Genomic DNA, 20937 nt, shown 5'->3' on the forward strand with positions numbered 1-20937 from the left:
CTACGCCGCCGTCCAGAGGACGCCAGGCAATCGATCTTGCTTACCAAGCCGGGGGCGACAGCTTTCGGCTTCCCCGGGTCGGCAATTGTGTCTCGATCCGAGCGCGCTACTGGCGCGGCGCCCCGCCGTATCGTCGGTGTTTTAGACGATCTGCTTGATGAAGCTTTCAAGCATGGCTTTCAGGCGCTGGGCGTCTTCATTGCCATAGTTGTCCTCGACCTTGGCCTCGTGCTCTTCGACGCGCTTGTTCTGGCTTGCCAGCATCGAAGCACCCTTGTCGGACAGAAACATGCGCACCTTGCGGCGATCGGACGGGTCGGGCACGCGGTAGACGAGCGCATCCTGCACCATGCGATCGACAAGCTTGGTCAGTGTCGGCAGATTGAGCGCCAGCTCCTCGGCAAGCTTCCCCATCGGCAGGCCACCAGACTCCGACAGCACCTTCATGAGCCGCCACTGGTCGAGGGATACGCCTTCTGCGGTCAATTGACGGCTCAGATGCCTGTTGGCTTGAGCCAACAGATGAGACAGATGATCGTTGAGCGAGCGCTCGGCCATGATTCTTTAATCAGCAATTGTTTAATCGGAAACTATATATATAGTGCTTCTAACGTGTCGCATAGACTGACACCAACGAAAAGAAGAAAATCATAATCCGCAGGTTGCGGAACTTGCGGTCCGGGGCGGAGCGTAGACGAAAAGGGAGAATGCCGTGACGCTCGATTTAGCTCCAATCGGGACTGGAAACCGCATGTCGACACGCGGGCGCACCCCGGCGCGCCGGTCGACTGGTTCGCTGCTCGATACGCTGATTTCGCAACGGAGAGGCGGACAAGGGTCGGGCCCGCGAAACAGAGGGCCGATCCGCATCGGCCTTCTAGTGCCCTTCCAGGGTGCCGATGCAATCTGGGGACCCTCCTGCCAGTACAGCGCGGTGCTCGCCGCTGCTGAACTCAATGAAAACGGCGGCATCCTTGGTCGGCAGATCGAGTTGCTCGCCGCAGATGCGGGCGGAAGTCCGCAAGCCGTGGTCGAACGCGCCCGCGATCTCGTCGAGCGCCAGGGCGCCGACGCTTTGGTGGGCGTGCACCTCTCCTCCGTCCGAGTCGAACTCGCCCGCGCCCTTGCCGGACGTGTGCCCTACGTTTTCGCACCCTTGTTTGAGGGCGCCACTGAAAGAGAGCGGGTCTTCAGCATTGGCGAAGTGCCGGAACGGCAGTTTGCCGGTCCGGTCAGCCATTTCATGGAACAACGCAAATCGCGTCGCTGGTTTCTCGTGGGCAATGACTACGTGTGGCCCCGTGCCACGCACAATTGGGTCCGTGACTTCGTCGCGAAGCACGGTGGGGAGGTCGTGGGCGATGAATATGTCGGCCTCGGCCACGACACCGCTCATCTCATCGACGTCATCGAGGCGGCCAATCCGGATGTCCTCTTCCTGTCGCTCGTCGGATCCGAATGCGTACCCTTCAACCGCATGTTCGCCGAACGCGGCCTGTCGCGTCGTATCATCCGGTTGTCCGGCGCCATCGAAGAAAACACGCTGATGGCGATAGGGGCAGAGAATACCGAAAATCTGTACTGCGCCGCCGGTTATTTCAGCGCACTGGAAACGCCGGAAAACCGCAACTTCCTCAAGCGTTATCGCGATGCCTTTGGAGTGACCGCGCCGGTGCAGGGTGTACTCAGCGAAGCCTGCTACGAGGGCTTGCGGTTCTTTGGCGCCCTTACGGCTCGCGCTAAATCACTGGATCTCGACATCCTGTCCCAGGCCTTCGAGGGCCTGACCTTTGAGAGCCCGCGTGGCGTCACAACCGTCCGCAACGGGGTGGCAACGGGGCCGACCTATCTGGCCCGTGCCGATGGCACTGAATTCGAAATCCTGCGCAGCTTCAGCAACGACTGATCTCCCCACACTCCTGAACTCCCGCAGCGGCAAGCACCTGCTCGTCGCGCGCGTTTGCGCGCCGTCTCACCAGCGACAGCACGAGCCTCATCTTCTGTTCGCCAAATTGACGAGATGTGAAAAACTGTGGCGTTTACGCAAAAATAGTTGAAAAAGAAAATATTGAATATATAAACATCTCGACCGCATGAATTCCGCAGATCCCCCGGGCTTCGAGGCCCAGGCCGGCAGGCTATCGCCTGCCGCAACGAACCCGTGCGTCCACGAGTCTGAAAACGAAGAGGGTGAACACATGAAAATCAACAGACGTCTTTTCCTTGGCGGCACCGCAGCCGCGCTCACAACACCGTGGATCAGCAGCGCATTCGCGGCCGACGATATCACCATTGCCAGCATCTATGATCTGTCCGGTGGCCTTGAAATCTACGGCCAGCCTATCGACGCCTGCCTCGACCTCGCCGTTTCCGAGTTGAATGAGGCCGGCGGCCTGCTTGGCCGCAAGATAAAGGTCCAGAAGTACGATCCGCAGTCCAATGTTCAGCTCTATACGCAGTTCGCAACCGAAGCGGCGACCAGCGTTCAGGCGTCGGCCGTCTTCGGCGGCATCACCAGCGCCTCGCGCGAGGCCATTCGCCCGATCCTCGGCCGTTATCAGACGCTCTACTTCTACACCCCGCTCTATGAAGGCGGCGTCTGCGATCGCAACACCTTCTCCACCGGCTCCACGCCGTCCCAGACCATCGGCTCGCTGATGCCCTTTGCCGTCAAGAACTTTGGTAAGAAGGTCTATGTGCTGGCGGCGGACTACAACTACGGCCAGATCTCGGCCAAGTGGGTCCGCGACTACACGACCCAGGCCGGCGGCGAAGTGATCGCGGCCGAGTTCTTCCCGCTTGACGTCACCGACTTCAGCGCCGCGATCCAGAAGATCCAGCGCGAGAAGCCGGACGTCATCTACACGCTGTTGGTCGGCGGAAATCATATGTCGTTCTTCCGCCAGTGGGCGGCAGCCGGCATGGCAGGCCAGATTCCGATCGTGTCCACCTCGTTTGGCGGCGGCAACGAGCATATCGTTCTGACGCCGGCAGAGTCCGATGGCGTCATGGCGGCGTTCGGCTATTTCCAGGAGATCAAGTCGCCGACCAACGAAGCCTTCGTCAAGCGCTACCACGCCAAGTTCGGCGACAATGCGCCTTACGTGACCGAACACGCATCCTCGACCTACAACGCCATTCACCACTGGGCAAACGGCGTCAAGAAGGCGAACTCGCTCGACCGGATGGCCGTCATCGAAGCGATCGAAAGCGGCTCGACCGTCGAGGGTCCGGGCGGCCCGAACACCATCGATCCGAAGACGCATCACTGCGCCACGGATGTCCATATCGGCCGGGTAAAGAACCACAGCTTCGAGATTCTCGAAAGCTATCCGAACCAGCCACCGCTCGACACGGCCGCCGTTTGCGACCTGATCCAGAATCCGAACGACAACCAGCAATACGTCATCCAGTAAGCGACGGACCAGCGTTTCTCGGAATGCGGTCTCTCCGCATTCCGGGCACCCGGTGGGATAGGACCAGTGGATTATTTTCTTGTTGTGCTGCTCCAGATCGTTGGAGCGGTCGGCAATCTTGCGCTCATCAGCGTGGGACTTGCCGTCATCTTCGGCATGATGCGGGTGATCAACCTCGCCCATGGCGAGTTCATCATGCTCGGCGGGTTTGCCGCCATCTTCAGTGCCCAGGCGGGCATCAACATCTGGATCGCCATGCTGGTGGTCGCCCCTCTCAGCGTTGCACTGCTCGGTGTCGTGGTCGAGCGGCTGATCATGCGCCGTCTCTATGGCCGTCTCGTCGACACCATGCTGGCGAGCTGGGGACTAAGCCTCCTGCTGATCGGTCTGGCGACCACCTTCTTCGGCAACCGCGTGGTCGGCATCGCAGCACCTGTCGGCAGCTTCCGCATCGGTGCCTATAGCCTCGGTGCCTATGATTTCGTGTTGGCCGGCGTCGCAGCTCTCGTCTTTGCCGGTGGCTATGCATTGCTGCGCTTCACCTCACTTGGTCTTGTTGCCAGAGCGACGATGCAGAACCGTGAAATGGCGTCCTCGCTCGGGATAGAACCGTCGCGTGTCTATGCCGTCACCTTTGCGGTCGGCGCCGGTCTGAGTGGCCTTGCAGGCGGCCTGCTTGCCCCGATTTCAGGCGTGCTGCCAACCATGGGCGTCGCCTATGTCGCCAAGGCCTTCATCACCGTGATCACCGGCGGCGCAAGCGTCATCACCGGCACGGCTCTGAGTTCGGCGCTTCTCGGCGGCATCAACACCGTCTCGACCTTCCTGACGACGCCTGTCATCGGCGATGTCGCGCTGCTTCTCGCCGCAACCATCTTCCTCCGCATCCTGCCGACCGGCATCACCGGACGCATCTTCAAGGGGGCACCATGACCTTTCCGGCCCTTTTGCGTGCCAGCAGAACGCATGTCGCCCTGGCAGCGATCGCCACGACTGCCGCCATCCTCATCCTGCCGACGGCCGCACCGCTCTACACGCTGATCAACATCACGCTCTACATGTCGATGGGTGTCTTCGCCCTCAGCCTCGCCCTGCTCTGGGGCTATGGCGGCATCCTCTGCTTCGGCCAGTCAGCTTTCTTCGGGCTTGGCGCCTATGCCTATGCGATCGCCGCCCTCAATTTCGGCGACACGACACTCGCTGCCGGCTTCGCCGTTGCCGTGCCAGCGATTTTTGCCGCCGGTCTTGGCTATTTCCTGTTCTACGGCCGTCTAAGCGACGTCTATCTCGGCGTCATCACCCTGACCGTCACTCTCATCCTGTTCAAGCTGATCAACAGCACGGGCGGCGATGCCTGGCGGATCGGTACAGCCCGGATCGGCGGCTTCAACGGCATTCCCAATACGCCGTTGCTGACGATGCCCTTCACCACGGTTCCCCTCTCCCCGCCGCAGATGTTCGTCTTTGCGACCGGCGCCCTGTTTAGCACCTACGCGCTCTGCAAGGGCCTGATCGTCACTCCGTTCGGCCGCGCCGTCATCGCGGTCCGGGAGAACGAGATGCGGGCAGAATTGCTCGGCTACAATGCACGACGCCTCAAGCTTGCCGTGTTCGTCATCGCGGCGGCTATCGCCGGACTTGCCGGGCTTCTCTTTGCAAACTCGGTCTTCGTCAGCCCGACCATGTTCAGCCTCTCCATGGCAGCGCAGGTTCTGATCTGGGTCGTAGTGGGTGGTCTTGGAACCCTGTTCGGGCCTGTGGCCGCCTGCTTTGCCCTGCAGATCGCCACAGTGGCGCTCGGCAAGCTCGGGCTGGTCGACCCGAATATTGTGCTCGGCGTCGTGCTGATCATCTTTGTCGTCCTGGTACCTGGCGGCATTCAACCGGCTTTGACGAGCCTTGCTCGACGGCTCTTCGACGCGGACCGCCGCTCCGCCACGTCCCCGATCAGGGAGGCCGTGCAATGAGCGACTTTCTTCTCGAAGCCAAGGATGTCGCCATGCATTTCGGCGGCGTGAAAGCGCTCGATGGCGTCGATTTCCGCCTGAAGAAGGGCGAGCTGCGCTGCCTTCTCGGCCCAAACGGTGCCGGCAAGACAACGTTCTTCCGCTGCCTCACGGGCACCTATAAGCCGACCCGCGGCCAGATCCTGTTCAAGGGCAACGACATCGCCGGCAAGGAAAGGCATGACATTGCCCGCGCCGGAATGGGTGTCAAGACGCAGGTGCCGAGCCTTTTCGACGGCCTGACTGCGCATGAAAACCTCTGGCTTGCGCTTAGAACCGTGAAGAACCGGGCGAGCCGCGAGGCAAAGATCGCCGATGTCATGGAACGCGTCGGTATCTCGGCGCTGCGCGACGGCGTGCTTGGCCGCATGGCCCATGGCCAGCGCCAGCTGGTCGAACTCGCCATGGTCGTGGCAAGCGATCCGGACCTCGTCCTGCTCGACGAACCTGCAGCCGGCATGACGGACAAGGAAGTCGAGCGGCTTGCCTCGATCATCCGCGACCTGAACCGGACACATACGGTGGTGGTGGTCGAGCACGACATGCATTTCATCCGCATGATCGCCGATCAGGTCACCGTATTCCACCAGGGCCGAATTCTGACGGAAGGCCATGTCGAACAGATCCTCGCCGACCAGACTGTGCGGGATGTCTATCTGGGGAAAAGCCATGTCGTGTGAACTTCTGGTCACCAAGGATCTTCGCTCGGGCTATGGCCGCATCCCGATCCTGTTCGGCATCGATCTGTCGATTGCCGAAGGCGAATTCGTCGGCATTCTCGGCCATAACGGCATGGGCAAGTCGACGCTGTTACGCACGCTGATGGGTCACATTCCGGCAACGGCCGGGATCGTCGCCTTCAATGGTCAGGATATAGGCCGCGCCTCCCCCGCTGCCCGCGCCCGCGCCGGTATCGGTTATGTGCCGCAAGGCCGGCAGATCTTCCCGGCCATGTCAGTCCTGGACAATCTGCGTGTCGGGGCTGCTCATGAGAGCCAGAAGAACGCGAAAGCGATCATCGAAAAGGTGATCGAGGAACTGCCGCGCCTGAAGCCGATCCTGACACGCACCGGCGGCGTGCTCTCCGGAGGCGAACAGCAGATCCTGGCGCTTGCCCGCTGCCTGTGCGCCGAGCCGAAGCTGATCCTGCTCGACGAACCGACGGAAGGCATTCAGCCGTCGATCATCGAGGAGATGAAGGACACTCTCAAGGCACTGGCCACCGCCCGCAACCTCTCGATCCTGCTCGTCGAGCAGAACCTCCAGTTCATCAGCGATCTCGCTTCCCGTGTGCTTGTCATCAAGCGCGGGCAGCTCTCCGGCGAAATCGACCCTGCCAGGCTGCACGACGCCGACCTGACGGGCGAGTTCCTGCCCGTCTGATCCCTTTCCACAGTCATCCAACGAGGTCACCATGATTACGATCACTGCCATTATCCGCGTCCGCCAGGGCTACGAAAAGACCATGGCCCAGGCCCTGCTCGAGGTTGCCGAACACGTGCGGGCCAACGAGCCCGACACCGTCGGTTTCCATATTTCACAGGACACCGCCGATCCCTGCCTGTTTGCGACCTACGAGCGCTTCACCGACCGTGACGCAATGGACAAGCACAACGGCTCCGATGTCGTGGCCCGCTTCTTCGGCATAGCAAAGCCCATCCTGGACGGTGACGTGATCCTGATCACCGCCAATGAGATTTCCGCCAAGGCGTGAAGCCCGGCAAGAGAAAGGAAAGTTCCGACATGAACGCACCTGTGACCCTCAAGCGCCTCGGCGCCGATGCGGCTCGATTTGTGGCCAAGGAAAAGAAGCTGTTCATCGATGGCCAGTGGCTTCCATCCGTCGATGGCAACACCATCGAGGTGATCGATCCGGCAACCGGTCAGGTCTTCGACCGCGTTCCCGCCGGCACCGCAGCGGATATCGACCGCGCCGTCTCTGCCGCCCGCCGCGCTTTTGATGATGGTCCGTGGTCGACCATGTCTCCCAGCGAGCGTGGCAAGCTGGTCTGGCGGCTCGGCGACCTCGTCGAGAAACACGCTGACGAACTGGCCGAACTGGAAGCACTCGACAACGGCAAGCCTGTCACCGACGCCCGCAACGGCGACATTGCCTTTTCCTATGAACTGCTGCGCTACATGGCTGGCTGGAGCACGAAGATCTGCGGCCAGACCATCCCGCTTTCCGGCGGCGCGGCTTATCATGCCTATACGCTGCGCGAACCGGTGGGCGTCTGCGGCCAGATCGTGCCGTGGAACTTCTCCTTCATGATGGCGGTCTGGAAGGTGGCGCCTGCGCTTGCCGCCGGCTGCACGATAGTCCTGAAGCCGGCTGAGCAGACCCCGCTCACTGCCTTACGCCTTGCCGAATTGGTCGAGGAAGCAGGCTTCCCTGCCGGCGTCTTCAATATGGTGACCGGCTACGGTGAAACGGCTGGGGCAGCCCTCGCCGCCCATCCGGATGTCGACAAGATCGCCTTTACCGGTTCCACCGAGGTGGGCAAGAAGATCCTCGACGCCGCCAAGGGCAACCTCAAGAAGGTCTCGCTGGAACTCGGCGGCAAGTCGCCGATGATCGTCTTTGCCGATGCCGATCCTGATGTCGCGATCCCGGCCATTGCCTATGGCATCTTCTACAACATGGGCCAGACCTGCACCGCAGGAACCCGCCTTTATGTCCACAAGGACATTTCCGAGACGATCCTCACCGGCTTGAAGTCCTTTGCCGAATCCATGTCGATCGGCGTCGGACTCGACCCGAAGACCCAGGTCGGCCCGCTGGTATCGCAGGAGCAATTCGAACGGGTCAGTGCCTATGTGCAGGCCGGCCTCGACGACGGCGCCAAGCTCTACTGCGGCGGCAAGCGTTCGGGATCGGAAGGCTATTTCCTCGAGCCGACCATCCTGACCGAGACCACGCCGGACATGTCGGTGGTAAAGGAAGAGATCTTCGGACCTGTGCTCGTCGTCGCCACATTCGATGACGACGGCATCGACGCGATCGTCAAGGAAGCTAACAACTCCATCTACGGTCTGGCCGGCAGCGTATTTACCCGCGATGTCAGCCGGGCCCACAAGGTGGCGAAGAAGCTGAAGGCAGGCACGATCGGCGTCAACACTCACCACGTCATCGATCCCGCCTTGCCCTTCGGTGGCTTCAACCAGTCCGGCTGGGGCCGTGAACAGGGTTATGAGGCGATCCTGCTCTACACCGAAGTGAAATCGGTCGGCGTCGCCCTCTGACAGTGACGAGTACTGCGGCGGTCCATGCCGCCGCAGTCTGACCATGGCTCGCAGCGCGGGCTCAAGATGGAAGAAGTGGTGACATGCAAAATCTGACGATCGATGGCGACCGCCTGTGGCAGACGATCATGGAGACGGCTGCCTTCGGCGCAACATCGGATGGCGGCATACGCCGCCTGACGCTCTCGCAGGAGGACAAGCAGATGCGCGACTGGTTCCGCGCACAATGCGAGGCACTCGGCTGCACCGTCACCGTCGATACCGTCGGCAATATGTTTGCACTTCGCCCGGGCCGCAACGCCGATGCCCTGCCTATTGCGATCGGGAGCCATCTCGACACGCAGCCGACGGGCGGCAAGTTCGACGGTATCCTCGGCGTTCTCGCGGGCCTAGAGGTTTTCAGGGCGCTGCATGCAACAGGCTATGAGACCGAGCAGCCGCTGGTGCTGGTCAACTGGACCAACGAGGAAGGCAGCCGCTTTGCTCCCGCCATGCTCGGTTCCGGTGTCCACGCCGGCGTTTTCGATCGTGACTTTGCCGACAGCCGCACCGACATCGACGGCGTCTCCTTCGGCCAGGCGATCGATGAAATCGGCTATCGCGGCCAGACCCCCATTGGCTCAACCCGTTTTGCCGCTATGTTTGAACTTCACATCGAACAGGGCCCCATTCTTGAGCGGGAAGGGATCGACATCGGTATCGTGACCGGCGTCCAGGCGATGCGCTGGTATGATCTCACCATTACCGGCCAGGAAGCCCATGCGGGCTCGACACCGATGGACATGCGCCACGATGCGCTCGTCGATGCGGCGAAGATCCTTCTTGCGGCGCAAGAGGCGGCGCGCGAACTCGGGGGACTGGCAACCACCGGCCAGTTGGCCATCGCCTCGCCCTCCCGCAATGTCATTCCCGGACGCGTGACGATCAGCCTCGACCTCAGGCACGAACACGATGAAGAGCTGGAGAGACTTGAGGGCGAAGTCGTGAGTTTCATCGAGCAATGCTGCGGCGATCGTGCAGAACTTCGCACCATCTGGAACAGCCCTGCCGTGCGTTTCGATCCATCCTGCCTCGACGCCATCCGGGCCGGAGCGCATCAGTCAGGCGTCAGCACCCGTGAGATCGTCTCCGGCGCCGGCCATGACTCCGTCTATGTTTCCAAGGTCACACCGACCGCGATGATCTTTGTTCCCTGCAAGGATGGCCTCAGCCACAACCCGGCGGAAAGTGCCACACAGAGCCAGTGCGCCCAAGGTGCCCAGGTCCTGATGAACGCCATTCTATCCTACGCGAGCGTGGAGATACGCTAGACCGGGTGGCCGGCGTCGAGCGATCAACCGCTCGCTCAAGCTCGGGCGCCGTTCAAAATCGCCTGCCTTTCCTGGCGGGATTCGATTGCCACGGCTTGACCCGATTGCGCGGCGGCGAGAATTGCAGTCAGCACTTCCAGCACGTGCATCGCTGTTTCACCGTCGCTGCGATGCGGTGTGCCGTTCCTAATCGCTTCCGCCATGTCCGAAAGACCCAAGCCTCGATAGTCGGCGATATCGGGATAGTCCGGCCAGCCGTGCGGCGCGCCATAGGGCATCCCGGCTGTCGATATGCTTTCCCAGGCCTGTGGAGAGCGCGCGATCTCCAGCGTTCCGCCGAAGTAATTCGGATCAGGAACCCGTAGGGTCCCCTTCTCTCCATGCAATTCGATATGCGGCATGGAATTGTTCCAGGCATCCCAGCTCGAGGTGAAGGTGATTTCGGCACCATTGGCAAAGGAAAGAAGTGCGTTGACCGTAGTCAGGGTCTCGACGGTGATCGACTTGCCGGTCATGGGACCTTCGGCGGTCACAAGACGTTCGGACCGTCCGATGCGCCCCGTGGCCTGGACGCGCGAGACAGGACCGAGAAGCGTGCATAGCGCGGAGATGTAGTAGGGACCCATGTCGAGCACCGGGCCGCCGCCGGGCTTGAAGAAAAAGGTTGGATCTGGATGCCAGTCCTCCAGCCCATGGGACAGGAAGAAGGCCGTTCCCGCTACGACCGGACCAATTTCGCCCCCGGCGATCATCTTGCGGGCCGTCTGCACGCCCGGTCCGAGCACGGTATCCGGCGCGCAGCCGACGCGCAGACCCTTTTGCGCGGCGAGTGCAAGAACACGCTTCGCATCATCGAGCGAGGTCGCAAGCGGCTTTTCGGAGTAGATGTGCTTGCCGGCGGACAGGGCCGCGAGCGATACCTCGGCATGCGCTGCCGGCACCGTCAGGTTGAGGACGATGTCGATGTCGTCGCTGGCGATGAGTTCCTCCGGCGACATCGCGCGAAGGCCGTACCTTTTTGCCTTGGCTTCGGCGGCTGCCGGATTGAGATCTGCGCAGGCGACGTAGCGATAGCTATCGAAGAGCGCGGCATTGGAAAGATACATTTCCGAAATGTTGCCGCAGCCAATGAGACCGACGCGCATGTTCATGCCGTCTCTCCCTTGGCGAGGGCACGGATTTCGGCGGCGCTGCGTTCGGCGAACCTTCTGTAGTCCGAGGGCTGGTCGTGCTCGACGATCATAAGCCGCGCCGGGCTCGCCATGTAGAGAGGCCAGAGAGCCCGCCACGGCACTTCGCCTTCCCCCACATCAGCCCAGCCGTCTTCATCCAGATGCGTGCCCTTCGGCGCCACGTCCTTCACATGGCCGATCAGGATTCGGTCCGAGAGCTTCCGGACCCAGAAGACAGGATCAGCGCCGGCGCGGTAGATCCAGGCAGCATCCAGTTCCAGCCACAGATCGGGATGCTGCAGCAGATGGTCGATCGGCATCGAGCCATCGGCCAACGCTGTGAATTCAAAGTCATGATTGTGCCAGGCGAGCAGCAACCCCTTCGCCTTGAGCCGTGTTGCGAGCGTGCCGAGCCGCTCGCCCAGCGCCTGCCAGCCGGCAGCATCACCGGGGCGATCCTCAGGCTCCAGCCAGGGGCAACGACGATCGAGGCGCCCAGCGTCTCAGCCACCCGAACCGTCTCATCGAGATCACGCTCCATGGCGTGAATGTCGGAATGGACGCTCTCGACCTTGAGACCATGCCGGTCGAACGTAGCCTTCGTCGCGGCAAGATCGTCGTGAAGATCCGGAAATGTCTCGACATTCGTGTAACCGAGTGCAGCGAGCGCCGCCGCCTGTTCCTCAAGCGGTGGGAATTCGCGCGAGGAATAGAGCATGAAAGAATGAAGGTGGTCTAACGCCATGTGAATACTCATCAATGACAGGGGAGGAATTACGACGGGAGGAGAACGCCGGCTTCGGGCGCCCAGCTGAGCCACAGGCGTTCGCCTGGCTGCAACAGGGCTGTCGGGGAATGGGTCTGCTGCGCCATGACGGAGACCGGGCGATCACTCGCCCCGGTCTGCACGAGATAAACGTTGCGGCCACCCAGATAGGATCGCTCCGTGAGCGTACAGGTCATCGTGTTGACGCTCGGCGCTGGTGGTTCAGCAGACAGGCGGAGCCATTCCGGCCGCAACGCAAGAACAGTGCCTTCGCCGCGATTGACGGTCTCGACGACTATTCCGCCGGCAAGCGTGAGGCGCGATCCGTTGTCATGGCGTTCGCGAAGCTTGACGTCGAAGAAGTTCATGCTGCCGACGAAATCAGCCACCCCTCGGGAAACCGGTCTTTCATAGAGATTGTCCGGCGTATCGATCTGCAGCAGCCGTCCCGCCGACATTACCGCGATGCGGTCGGACATGGACATCGCCTCTTCCTGGTCATGGGTGACGCAGACGAAGGTAATGCCCAGCCGACGCTGCAGGCTTTTGAGCTCGAACTGCATTTCCTCGCGCAGCCGTTTGTCGAGCGCGCCAAGCGGCTCGTCCAGCAGCAGCACCTTGGGCTTGCATACAATGGCGCGAGCAAGCGCAATGCGCTGCTTCTGGCCGCCCGACAGCTGGCCGGGAAGCCGATCGGCAAAATCCGACATTTTCACCAATGCCAACGCGTCGTCGACGATGCGCGCCTTCTCGGCCGCCGGGAGCCGGCTCTTGCGCATTCCATAGCCAACATTCTTGCGAATGTTCATGTGGGGGAACAGCGCGTAGGACTGGAACACCATGTTCGTCGGCCGCCGATAGGCGGGAGTGCCGCCCATATCCTCGCCGCCGATCAGAAGACGGCCGGCCGTCGCCTGCTCGAAGCCACCGATGATCTTGAGAAGGGTGGTCTTGCCGCAGCCGGATGGACCAACGAGAGAAAAGAACTCGCCTTGCCGGATTTCCATGTCGATGCCGTTGAGCGCAGTATAGTTGCCATAGGCTTTGCCGACAGAGCGGATGTCTATCATCGCCGGACGCGCAGCATCGGCGAGAACCTGTTCGACCATGGACTGGCCCCTTTCATGGATTTTCGCCTGGCTCATGCTGCGGCTCCCTCTTCCGTCGAAATGTCCTTGCGGCGTAACAATTCGGCGATGACCACCAGCACGACCGACACCGCAAAGATGATTGTCCCGAGTGCGAGCATGCTCGGAAGTGAATAGGAGAAGCGCATCTGGCCCATCATGTAGAGCGGCAGCGTCGCCTCGCTGCCGGCAAGGAAGAAGGCCAGCATGAACTCGTCGAAGGAGGTGATGAAGGAAAGCATGATCGAGGAGACAATACCCGGCAGGACCAGCGGGACGGTGATCCGCCAGAAGGTCTGGAACGGAGTCTCGCCGAGATCCATCGAGGCCTGCTCGAGATTCTGATCGAATCCTTCAAGGCGTGCCATCAGCGTGAAGATGCAATAGGGCAGACAGATGAGCACATGCGCGACCGCCACGACGAAGAGGGAGAGTTCCACGCCGAGCACCTGACGGACGAAGCTGAGAAGCGCTATGCCAAGGATGAACGTCGGAATGCCCATCGGCAGCATCAGCAGCCCCAGGGCCGCGCCGCGACCGAAGAAGCGGTAGTGCACGAAGGCCTTGGCGGCGAGCAACCCGATCGCTGTCGACACCAGCGCCACAGGAACGCCGACGAGAATACTGTGCCACAAAGCGGCAAAGAGTGGCGCGTCGCCGAGCAGGCCGCGATACCAGTCGAGGGTAAATTCCTTGAGCGGGAAGGCGACGATATTGGCGCTGTTGAAGGAGAAGAGCGCGATCATCGCCATCGGCGCATGCAGGAAAAGTACGAAGATGAGGGTGAAAAGGCCGAGCGACCACTTCGCAATCGGAGTCTTCATTTCCGGCCCTCTGCCCTGGGCACCACGCGGCCGAGGATTGCAAGATAGATTGCAACCAGCAATGAAATGATCACCATTGTCCCGACCGCCATGGCCGAGCCGAGCGGAATGTTGCTCGCCTGACCGAAGAGCTCGGAAATATAGTTGCCAATCATCAGTCCGTTACGCCCGCCCACCAGGCTCGGCGTGACGTAGTCGCCGACGGTCGGAATGAAGATCATCAACGTCGCCGCGAGGACGCCCGGCATCGAGAGCGGCAAGGTCACCGACCAGAAGCTACGAAGCGGCGTGTCGCCGAGATCGGCGGCGGCATCGAGCAACAGCCGGTCCACCTTTTCGAGCGACACATAGATCGGCAGTACCGCGAAGGGCGCCCAGGAATGAACGAGCGTCAGGATTACCGCGGTCTGGCTGTAGAGCAGGCTCTCTATCGGCTTTTCGATCAACCCGGTCGTCAGCAACGCGGAATTGATGACCCCGTTGAAACCGAGAATGATCTTCCACGCGAAGACGCGCAGCAGGTAACTCGTCCAGAACGGGATGGTGATCAGCATCAGCCACACCATCCGCGAGCGCCCCGCGTGAAACGCAAGGAAATAGGCCACGGGATAGGCGACGAGGATAACGATGACAGTCGCCGCGAAAGCGATGCCGAGCGAGCGCACCAGCAGCAGCCGGAACACCCTGCCCTCGTCAGAGAACAGTATTCGGTAGTTCTCCAGCGAAAATGCGCGGTCGATCGCGACGCCCATCTGGGTGTGGAAGCTCTGGCCGATGATGTTCATCAGCGGCACCAGCATTACGAGGGCCGCCAGCACGAGCGCCGGCAGCAGCAGGCCAAGGGGCCGGCCCATATCTCCGAAGAAGCTCCGGCCCCGCTGCACCGCGAGCCCTGCCGACACGGCCTGCTGCGGTGATGTCGTCGAAACAGTCATCCCGTTGCCCGTCGATCAGAAGCCGGATTTGATTTCCTGGAAGACCTTGGCGAATTGCTCGTTGCGGCTGAATGCCTTGAGCAATACGCCCTTGGAGAAAAACTCCTCAACATCCCGCGGCAGCGCGTTCTTCGTCAGCACCTCAGGCGCCACGAGATCGAACGCCTTGCGGTTGGAATGGCCGAAACCGTAGGTCTCGATCAGGTATTTTCCGGTCTCGGGAGAGAGGATTGCATCCATGAGGTCGTAGGCTGCATCCGTGTGCTCGGCACCCTTGATGAAGGTCAGGCCTGCCACGAAACAAAGCGAGCCCTCCTCAGGATCCATCATCTCGACAGGCGCACCCTGCCCCGGACGATAGCGTAGGAGCCGTTCCAGATCGGCGCGGCGACGACTTCGCCCGACATCAGGGCCTGTTCGATGTTTGCGCCGCTGTCCCAGAAGAAGCGGGAGAGGTCGCGCTGCTCGCGCAAGGCATTCACGATCGCCTCGTACTGCCCTTCGTCGGGATTGAACGGATCCTTCAGCGCCAGATAGAGGCCAGCGATCGGGGCCGCCATGGCGGGGTCCCCGATCATCGATACGCGGCCCTCGAGACTCTTGTCCCAGAGCAGCGACCAGGAGGATTTCTCGAGCTTGACCATGTCGGTACGGTAGCCGATCGAAACCCGACCCCAGTCAACCGGCAGGAAGAGCTGTCTTCCGTCCTTGTCGACGGAATCGGGCAGTGTCTTGAGCACATCGTAGACATCGCCCCAATGCGACAGGCGAGACGTATCGATGGGCTGCAACACCTCTGCCTCGTTCCAGCGCGCGACATTGCTGCTATAGGGATGCGCCACGTCGACCTTGAAACCACCGCGTATTTTGGACAGGGCATCCTCGGGGGTCGAGATCAGCGCCATTTCCGGCTGCTTGCCATGCTTGTCGATATAGGCCTGAAAGAATTGCGGCACGTCGTATCCGGACCAGGTGAAGGACACGGCATTATCGGTCGAGGCGGCGCGCGCCTGTCTGGCAGTTGCCGGCAACGTGGTCAGCGCCAGGCCGGCCGCCGAAAGCAACCTCACGAAGTCGCGACGCGGGAGATGGCCAGCGGCTACTCGGTCGATGAGTTCATCTTTCTTCATGGCATTCCCCTTTTATTGATTGAGCATTTGCGAACGTCAGCCTTCGAGCCAACGGATGTCGTCCTCGGTCAGCGTAATCGCCGCGGCCTTCAGAGAGTCGTCGAGTTGATCGAGCGTCAGCGGCCCGATGATCGGGATGACCGGCAGCTTCTGCTGCAGCACATAGGCCAGCGCGACATGCGTGGTTTTTGCACCGATGCGTTCGGCAAGTTCGCGCGCCCGTTCCCGGCGACCGAGGTTGACCGGCGTTTCCCAGCTGCGGGCGAAGTTCGGGTCGGCAAGTGGATCGCTTGCCGTGCGCTCGGCGAAGAAACCGCGCGCTTGGCTCGACCATGCGAGCAGCGAGGTGCCTGTCTTGCGCAACCATTCTTTCCAGTCCTCGGACGATGCGGCAATGCAACCCTCCCAGACAGGTTCGGCCATGGCTGCGAGGCTGAAGTTGTTGCTCAGGGTGGTCGGCAGACACTTGCCGTTGACGCGCGCATAGTCGGCCGCTTCGTCGAAACGCTCCCGCGTCCAATTGGAGAATCCGTAGCTGCGAATTCGCCCGGCTCGATGCTCGGCATCAAGCACGTCGACGAATTCGCCGACGGGAACCTCCGGGTTGTCGCGATGGAGCATGTAGATATCAACGTAGGATGTACGGAGCTTGGCGAGAGACTCGTCCAACTCCAGGCCCACCCGTGCCGGAAAACAGTCCGGGCTATGCGCCCCCTTGCCGACGACGATTACATCCTCGCGGACGCCGCGATTCTCCATCCACTGGCCAAGGGCGGTATCCGATTCTTCGTAAATCCAGGCCGTATCGAAAATCGTCCCGCCGGCTTCGAAGAAGACGTCGTAGAGATGGTCGCCGTGCACGAGGGTCTGGATATCGCAACAGCCCATGGCGATAGCGGAGGCGCGCTTGCCGACGGCGACGCGGTCCGTCTCCGGAACGCGATAGGGAAATTTAGCCGCAAGCGGCCGCGCCGAAAAACGCGCCTTGCGGTTCTCCCAATATTCCGCCTCGAACGTGAGACCGGCGGTGTTGCGCCAGGCATCGAGCGTCTGCATATTCCCGATGCTGTCGGCCCAGATCGCGGCCGGAAACGCGGCTTCGCCCTTGCCGGCCCGGATCGCCGCACCGGCGGCCTCCACCTCGAGCACATACTGATTGACGTTGCGCTCGAAGGCATGACTGGTTGCCGTGCCGTCGGCGTCGGTCACCACGATTTCAGCTGCCGGATAGTCCCAGCAATCGGGCAGCCACGGCGAGATGATAAGAATGCTCCCGGTCTCTCCGACGATGCGAACCCTATTGTCGAGGTCGCGGTCGATCGCGCAGGAGATATCGGCAACAATGCCGTCGGCGAATGTCAAGGTCGCCCGGGCGAAATGGTCTACCCCGGATGGTCCGATCTCGGCCGCCCCTTCAGTGGAAAGCGGATTCGAGAAAGTGCCGCCGCTCGCCAGGCCCGCGATCATGCGCGCCACGGAAACGGCATAGCATCCGACATCCATGATTGCGCCGCCGCCGAGTGAATTCTTGAAGAGCCGGGCATCGGGATCGAATTCGGCGGCAAATCCGAAGCTCGCCTCTATCGACTGTATCCGCCCCACTGCGCCCTTCTTGAGAAGATTGGCAAGCGCTGCATATTGTGGATGCAGCCGGTACATGAAAGCCTCCATCAGGAGGCGGCCAGAAGCCTTTGCCGCGGCGACCGTCGCCATGGCATCGTATCCATTGAGTGCCAGCGGCTTTTCGCACAGGACATGCTTGCCCGCCTCCAGCGCACGGATCGCCCATCGCGCATGCTCGCTATGGGGCAGTGCGATGTAAACGGCATCGATCTCGGTCGACGCAAGCACGGCCTCATACGTTTCGACCTTCGCCCCCTCAAATTGCCCGGTTGCAGCAAACCGTTCCGGCACGCGGCTACCAACAGCAGCGAGAACTGCACCCTTGCTCAACGCAATCGCATCGCCAAAGGTGCGGGCGATCTCACCGGAGCCCAGAATGCCCCAGCGAACATCCCGCTCACTTGCCGGGTCTACTGGAAATTGAAACGTTTCAATTATTTGATCTGAATTTTCCATGCAACCTGCACTAAAACGCATACTTTCAGGGATTTTCTGCCGCAGAAGGTGCAAAACCTTCACTCCTCTGATTGAAACGTTTTCATAAACTGATTAGCATGTCAACAGCCTTGCAGCGCATGTCGCGATGCAAGTTCGACAAGTCACTTCCGTCCGCCATGGGTGAAAACATGAGCCTCACCAGATCCAATGCCTCGATCAAGGACGTCGCGAAGAGCGCCGACGTTTCCGTGGGAACGGTGTCGCGCTATTTCAACGAGCCCGAGCGGGTAAAGGACGAGACCCGATTGCGTATACAGGCGGCCATCGAAGCGCTCGGATACCTGCCGAACAATCTCGCTCGCAACTTCAGGCTCGGTAAGACGGGCACCATACTGGTGCTGGTTTGGACCATCGGAGATCCGTTCTACGGGGATGTCCTTTCCGGAATCTCCCGCGTCGCGGTCGAGAAGGGCTATCGCATCAGCATCCGGGAGTTCGCGCCCGGCAGCCTGTCCAATACCGACCTCAACGATATCGTCACATCGCGCCAGGCCGACGGCATCGTGGTACTTGGCGGTGCAGCACCCTTTCGCCGCAGCGACGATCACTCTGTCGAAGCGCATCCGGCGATCGTCGTTTGCGGTGAAACTGCCGATACCGAGCTTCTGCCCTATCCCCGCGTGCAGGTGAATGGCCATCAGGCTTGCAACGAAATCACGCAGTACCTCATCGGCCTCGGACATGAACGGATCGGCTTCATGCGCGGAGAACAAGGCTCGGCCATGGTTCAGGATCGCGAGACCGGTTATCGCTCGGCGATGGAACATGCAGGTCTACCGGTGGAAGACGACTGGATGGCCTCCGGAAACCTGACGGCAGAAGGCGCAAGGCGCGCAACCCGGCAGCTGATCAACGCGCAGAGCCGACCGACGGCAATCGTCTGCGCCAACGACGAAATGGCCTTCGGTGCCATGGCCGAGCTACGCATCTTGGGGTTCTCCGTACCCGAAGACATTTCCGTCGTCGGCTTCGACAACACGCGCTACGCAGCGCTTATGAATCCGCCGCTCACCACGATCGCCCAGCCCACCGCGGATATCGGTGAGCGCAGCATGTACCGGTTGCTGCGGGCGATGAAGAACCGCGCATCGGAATCGGGCGTCGAATACGTTCCCCATCAGCTCATTCTTCGGGAGTCGGCGCGCGCACCGACGAAGAAGCATCGGGCGCCTTCAGTGTAGCTGTGAAAACTTGTGTTTCGTTCCGCACGAATGGAGGAACAAGCTACATGTTCGGATAGACCGGTCCTTCGCCGCCTTGTGGCGGCACCCAGTTGATGTTCTGGTTGGGGTCCTTGATGTCGCAGGTCTTGCAGTGGACGCAGTTCTGGGCGTTGATGACGAACACGTCCTTGCCGTCCTTTTCCACCCATTCGTAGACGCCGGCCGGACAGTAGCGCGTCGAGGGGCCGGCATAGACGTCGAGCTCGGAGGACTTCTGCAGCTCGGGGTTCTTCAGCTGCAGATGGATCGGCTGGTCTTCCTCGTGGTTGGTGTTGGACAGGAACACCGAGGACAGCCGGTCGAAGGTGAGCACGCCGTCGGGCTTCGGGTAGTCGATCTTCTCGTGCTTGGCCGCCGGCTCCAGGCTCTGCGCATCGGTCTTGCCGTGCTTCATCGTGCCGAAGAAGGAGAAGCCGAACAGCGTGTTCGTCCACATGTCGAGGCCGCCGAGCGCCACGCCGACCGCCGTGCCGAAGCGCGACCACAGCGGCTTGACGTTGCGCACCCGTTTCAGGTCCTGGCCGATGGCGCTGAGACGCCAGCCGGCCTCGATCTCGTGCGGCTCGTCATTGGCCCGGCCGCCGGCGATCGCATCGGCGATCTTCTCGGCCGCGAGAATGCCCGACAGCACCGCATTGTGGCTGCCCTTGATGCGCGGCACGTTGACGAAGCCGGCCGAGCAGCCGATCAGCGCGCCGCCCGGGAACGACAGCTTCGGCACCGACTGGAAGCCCCCCTCGGTGATGGCCCGCGCGCCATAGGACAGCCGCTTGCCGCCCTCGAAGGTGCCGCGGATCGCCGGGTGTGTCTTGAAGCGCTGGAACTCCTCGAAGGGGAAGAGATAGGGGTTCTTGTAGTTGAGGTGGACGACGAAGCCGACGGCCACCAGATTGTCCTCGAGATGGTAGAGGAAGGAGCCTCCGCCGGTCTTCATGCCGAGCGGCCAGCCGAAGGAATGCTGCACCAGGCCGGGCCGGTGATGCTCGGGCCTGACCTGCCAGAGCTCCTTGAGGCCGATGCCGAATTTTTGCGGCTCGCGACCCTTCTGCAGATCGAATTTTTCAATCAGCTGCTTGGCCAGCGAACCGCGCACGCCCTCGCCGATCAGCACGTACTTGCCCATCAGCGCCATGCCGCGGGTATAGTTCGGGCCGGGCTCGCCGCTGCGCTCGATGCCCATGTCGCCGGTGGCGACCCCGATGACGGCACCCGCGTCATTGTAGAGCACCTCGGTCGCGGCAAAGCCCGGATAGATCTCGACGCCCAGCGCCTCGGCATGGGTGGCCAGCCAGCGACAGACATTGCCGAGCGAGACGATGTAGTTGCCGTGGTTGTTCATCAAGGGCGGCATCAGGGCGTTGGGCAGGCGCACCGAGCCGGCCGGGCCGAGGAACAGGAACTGGTCGTCCGTCACCTCGGTCTTGAAGGGATGGTCGGCCTCCTCGCGCCAGCCGGGCAGCAGCCGATCAATACCGATCGGGTCGACGACGGCGCCCGAGAGAATATGCGCCCCGACTTCCGCGCCCTTTTCCAGAACCACGACCGACAGCTCCGGATTGACCTGCTTCAACCGGATCGCCGCCGACAGCCCTGCCGGGCCCGCTCCCACGATCACAACGTCGAATTCCATGCTCTCGCGGTCGGGGAGGTCTGCTTGTTCCATT

General features: G+C 61.5%; 21 protein-coding genes. 11 read left to right on the forward strand and 10 right to left on the reverse strand.

The features are described 5' to 3' along the window. Nucleotides 1–141: 141 nt before the first annotated feature. Entirely contained in the window at nucleotides 142–558 is a 417-nt protein-coding gene (locus F3Y30_RS25855) for a MarR family transcriptional regulator (RefSeq protein ID WP_203427118.1), read from the reverse strand. A gap of 193 nt (nucleotides 559–751) precedes the next feature. Between F3Y30_RS25855 and F3Y30_RS25860 the strand changes: the two genes are divergently transcribed. The 9 genes from F3Y30_RS25860 (at nucleotide 752) to F3Y30_RS25900 (ending at nucleotide 9975) form a co-directional block, all read left to right on the forward strand. After that, complete coding sequence (locus F3Y30_RS25860; RefSeq protein WP_203427119.1) at nucleotides 752–1906, forward strand: substrate-binding domain-containing protein; 1155 nt, start codon at nucleotides 752–754, stop codon at nucleotides 1904–1906. 292 nt (nucleotides 1907–2198) lie between these two features. Continuing rightward, nucleotides 2199–3416, forward strand: a complete 1218-nt coding sequence (locus F3Y30_RS25865) for an ABC transporter substrate-binding protein (RefSeq protein WP_203427120.1) — start codon at nucleotides 2199–2201, stop codon at nucleotides 3414–3416. 66 nt (nucleotides 3417–3482) lie between these two features. After that, entirely contained in the window at nucleotides 3483–4349 is an 867-nt protein-coding gene (locus F3Y30_RS25870) for a branched-chain amino acid ABC transporter permease (RefSeq protein WP_203427121.1), read from the forward strand. Next, nucleotides 4346–5383, forward strand: coding sequence for a branched-chain amino acid ABC transporter permease (locus F3Y30_RS25875; RefSeq protein WP_203427122.1), 1038 nt, complete (start codon nucleotides 4346–4348; stop codon nucleotides 5381–5383). The genes F3Y30_RS25870 and F3Y30_RS25875 overlap by 4 nt, the downstream gene beginning before the upstream one ends. Further along, entirely contained in the window at nucleotides 5380–6102 is a 723-nt protein-coding gene (locus F3Y30_RS25880) for an ABC transporter ATP-binding protein (protein WP_203427123.1), read from the forward strand. The genes F3Y30_RS25875 and F3Y30_RS25880 overlap by 4 nt, the downstream gene beginning before the upstream one ends. Further along, nucleotides 6092–6805, forward strand: coding sequence for an ABC transporter ATP-binding protein (locus F3Y30_RS25885; protein ID WP_203427124.1), 714 nt, complete (start codon nucleotides 6092–6094; stop codon nucleotides 6803–6805). The genes F3Y30_RS25880 and F3Y30_RS25885 overlap by 11 nt, the downstream gene beginning before the upstream one ends. A 31-nt stretch (nucleotides 6806–6836) precedes the next feature. Next, nucleotides 6837–7136: an antibiotic biosynthesis monooxygenase gene (locus tag F3Y30_RS25890; protein ID WP_203427125.1), complete on the forward strand. Its 300-nt coding sequence runs from the start codon at nucleotides 6837–6839 to the stop codon at nucleotides 7134–7136. A gap of 29 nt (nucleotides 7137–7165) precedes the next feature. After that, nucleotides 7166–8665: an aldehyde dehydrogenase family protein gene (locus F3Y30_RS25895; RefSeq protein ID WP_203427126.1), complete on the forward strand. Its 1500-nt coding sequence runs from the start codon at nucleotides 7166–7168 to the stop codon at nucleotides 8663–8665. A gap of 83 nt (nucleotides 8666–8748) precedes the next feature. After that, nucleotides 8749–9975 carry a Zn-dependent hydrolase gene (locus F3Y30_RS25900; RefSeq protein WP_203427127.1) on the forward strand — a complete coding sequence of 409 codons (1227 nt, stop codon included), beginning with the start codon at nucleotides 8749–8751 and terminating at the stop codon, nucleotides 9973–9975. Nucleotides 9976–10010: 35 nt separating this feature from the next. On the opposite strand, the gene F3Y30_RS25905 is transcribed toward F3Y30_RS25900, so the two are convergent. Both F3Y30_RS25905 and F3Y30_RS25910 read right to left on the reverse strand, forming a co-directional pair. Continuing rightward, nucleotides 10011–11126: a Gfo/Idh/MocA family oxidoreductase gene (locus F3Y30_RS25905; RefSeq protein WP_203427128.1), complete on the reverse strand. Its 1116-nt coding sequence runs from the start codon at nucleotides 11124–11126 to the stop codon at nucleotides 10011–10013. Further along, a complete protein-coding gene (locus F3Y30_RS25910) occupies nucleotides 11123–11617 on the reverse strand; it encodes a sugar phosphate isomerase/epimerase (RefSeq protein ID WP_203427658.1) in 495 nt (164 codons plus the stop codon). Before F3Y30_RS25910 ends, F3Y30_RS25905 begins: the two co-directional genes overlap by 4 nt. A gap of 86 nt (nucleotides 11618–11703) precedes the next feature. Here F3Y30_RS25910 and F3Y30_RS25915 point away from each other — a divergent pair, with 86 nt between their 5' ends. Then, nucleotides 11704–11886 (forward strand): hypothetical protein, encoded by a 183-nt coding sequence (locus F3Y30_RS25915; RefSeq protein WP_203427129.1) that lies wholly within the window; start codon nucleotides 11704–11706, stop codon nucleotides 11884–11886. Nucleotides 11887–11921: 35 nt separating this feature from the next. Here the strand turns inward: F3Y30_RS25915 and F3Y30_RS25920 are convergent, their stop codons facing one another. From F3Y30_RS25920 to F3Y30_RS25945, 6 genes are read right to left on the reverse strand one after another with little or no spacing between them, the layout of a single operon-like run. Then, on the reverse strand, nucleotides 11922–13058 hold the full coding sequence (locus tag F3Y30_RS25920) for an ABC transporter ATP-binding protein (protein WP_246753043.1): 1137 nt from the start codon (nucleotides 13056–13058) through the stop codon (nucleotides 11922–11924). After that, complete coding sequence (locus tag F3Y30_RS25925) at nucleotides 13055–13864, reverse strand: ABC transporter permease (protein WP_203427130.1); 810 nt, start codon at nucleotides 13862–13864, stop codon at nucleotides 13055–13057. Before F3Y30_RS25925 ends, F3Y30_RS25920 begins: the two co-directional genes overlap by 4 nt. Further along, on the reverse strand, nucleotides 13861–14799 hold the full coding sequence (locus F3Y30_RS25930; RefSeq protein WP_246753044.1) for an ABC transporter permease: 939 nt from the start codon (nucleotides 14797–14799) through the stop codon (nucleotides 13861–13863). Before F3Y30_RS25930 ends, F3Y30_RS25925 begins: the two co-directional genes overlap by 4 nt. 15 nt (nucleotides 14800–14814) lie before the next feature. After that, nucleotides 14815–15096 carry a hypothetical protein gene (locus F3Y30_RS25935; protein ID WP_246753045.1) on the reverse strand — a complete coding sequence of 94 codons (282 nt, stop codon included), beginning with the start codon at nucleotides 15094–15096 and terminating at the stop codon, nucleotides 14815–14817. A gap of 29 nt (nucleotides 15097–15125) precedes the next feature. Continuing rightward, a complete protein-coding gene (locus F3Y30_RS25940) occupies nucleotides 15126–15929 on the reverse strand; it encodes an extracellular solute-binding protein (protein ID WP_203427132.1) in 804 nt (267 codons plus the stop codon). 36 nt (nucleotides 15930–15965) lie between these two features. Continuing rightward, the gene (locus F3Y30_RS25945) at nucleotides 15966–17882 is read right to left on the reverse strand and encodes an aldo/keto reductase (RefSeq protein WP_246753046.1); all 1917 of its coding nucleotides are present in this window, start codon (nucleotides 17880–17882) and stop codon (nucleotides 15966–15968) included. Nucleotides 17883–18178: 296 nt separating this feature from the next. Between F3Y30_RS25945 and F3Y30_RS25950 the strand changes: the two genes are divergently transcribed. Then, complete coding sequence (locus tag F3Y30_RS25950; protein WP_203427134.1) at nucleotides 18179–19231, forward strand: LacI family DNA-binding transcriptional regulator; 1053 nt, start codon at nucleotides 18179–18181, stop codon at nucleotides 19229–19231. 43 nt (nucleotides 19232–19274) lie between these two features. On the opposite strand, the gene F3Y30_RS25955 is transcribed toward F3Y30_RS25950, so the two are convergent. Beyond that, nucleotides 19275–20936 carry an electron transfer flavoprotein-ubiquinone oxidoreductase gene (locus F3Y30_RS25955; RefSeq protein WP_203427135.1) on the reverse strand — a complete coding sequence of 554 codons (1662 nt, stop codon included), beginning with the start codon at nucleotides 20934–20936 and terminating at the stop codon, nucleotides 19275–19277. Between the last annotated feature and the right edge of the window lies 1 nt (nucleotide 20937).

Source organism: Sinorhizobium sp. BG8, from assembly GCF_016864555.1.
Lineage (GTDB): Bacteria > Pseudomonadota > Alphaproteobacteria > Rhizobiales > Rhizobiaceae > BG8.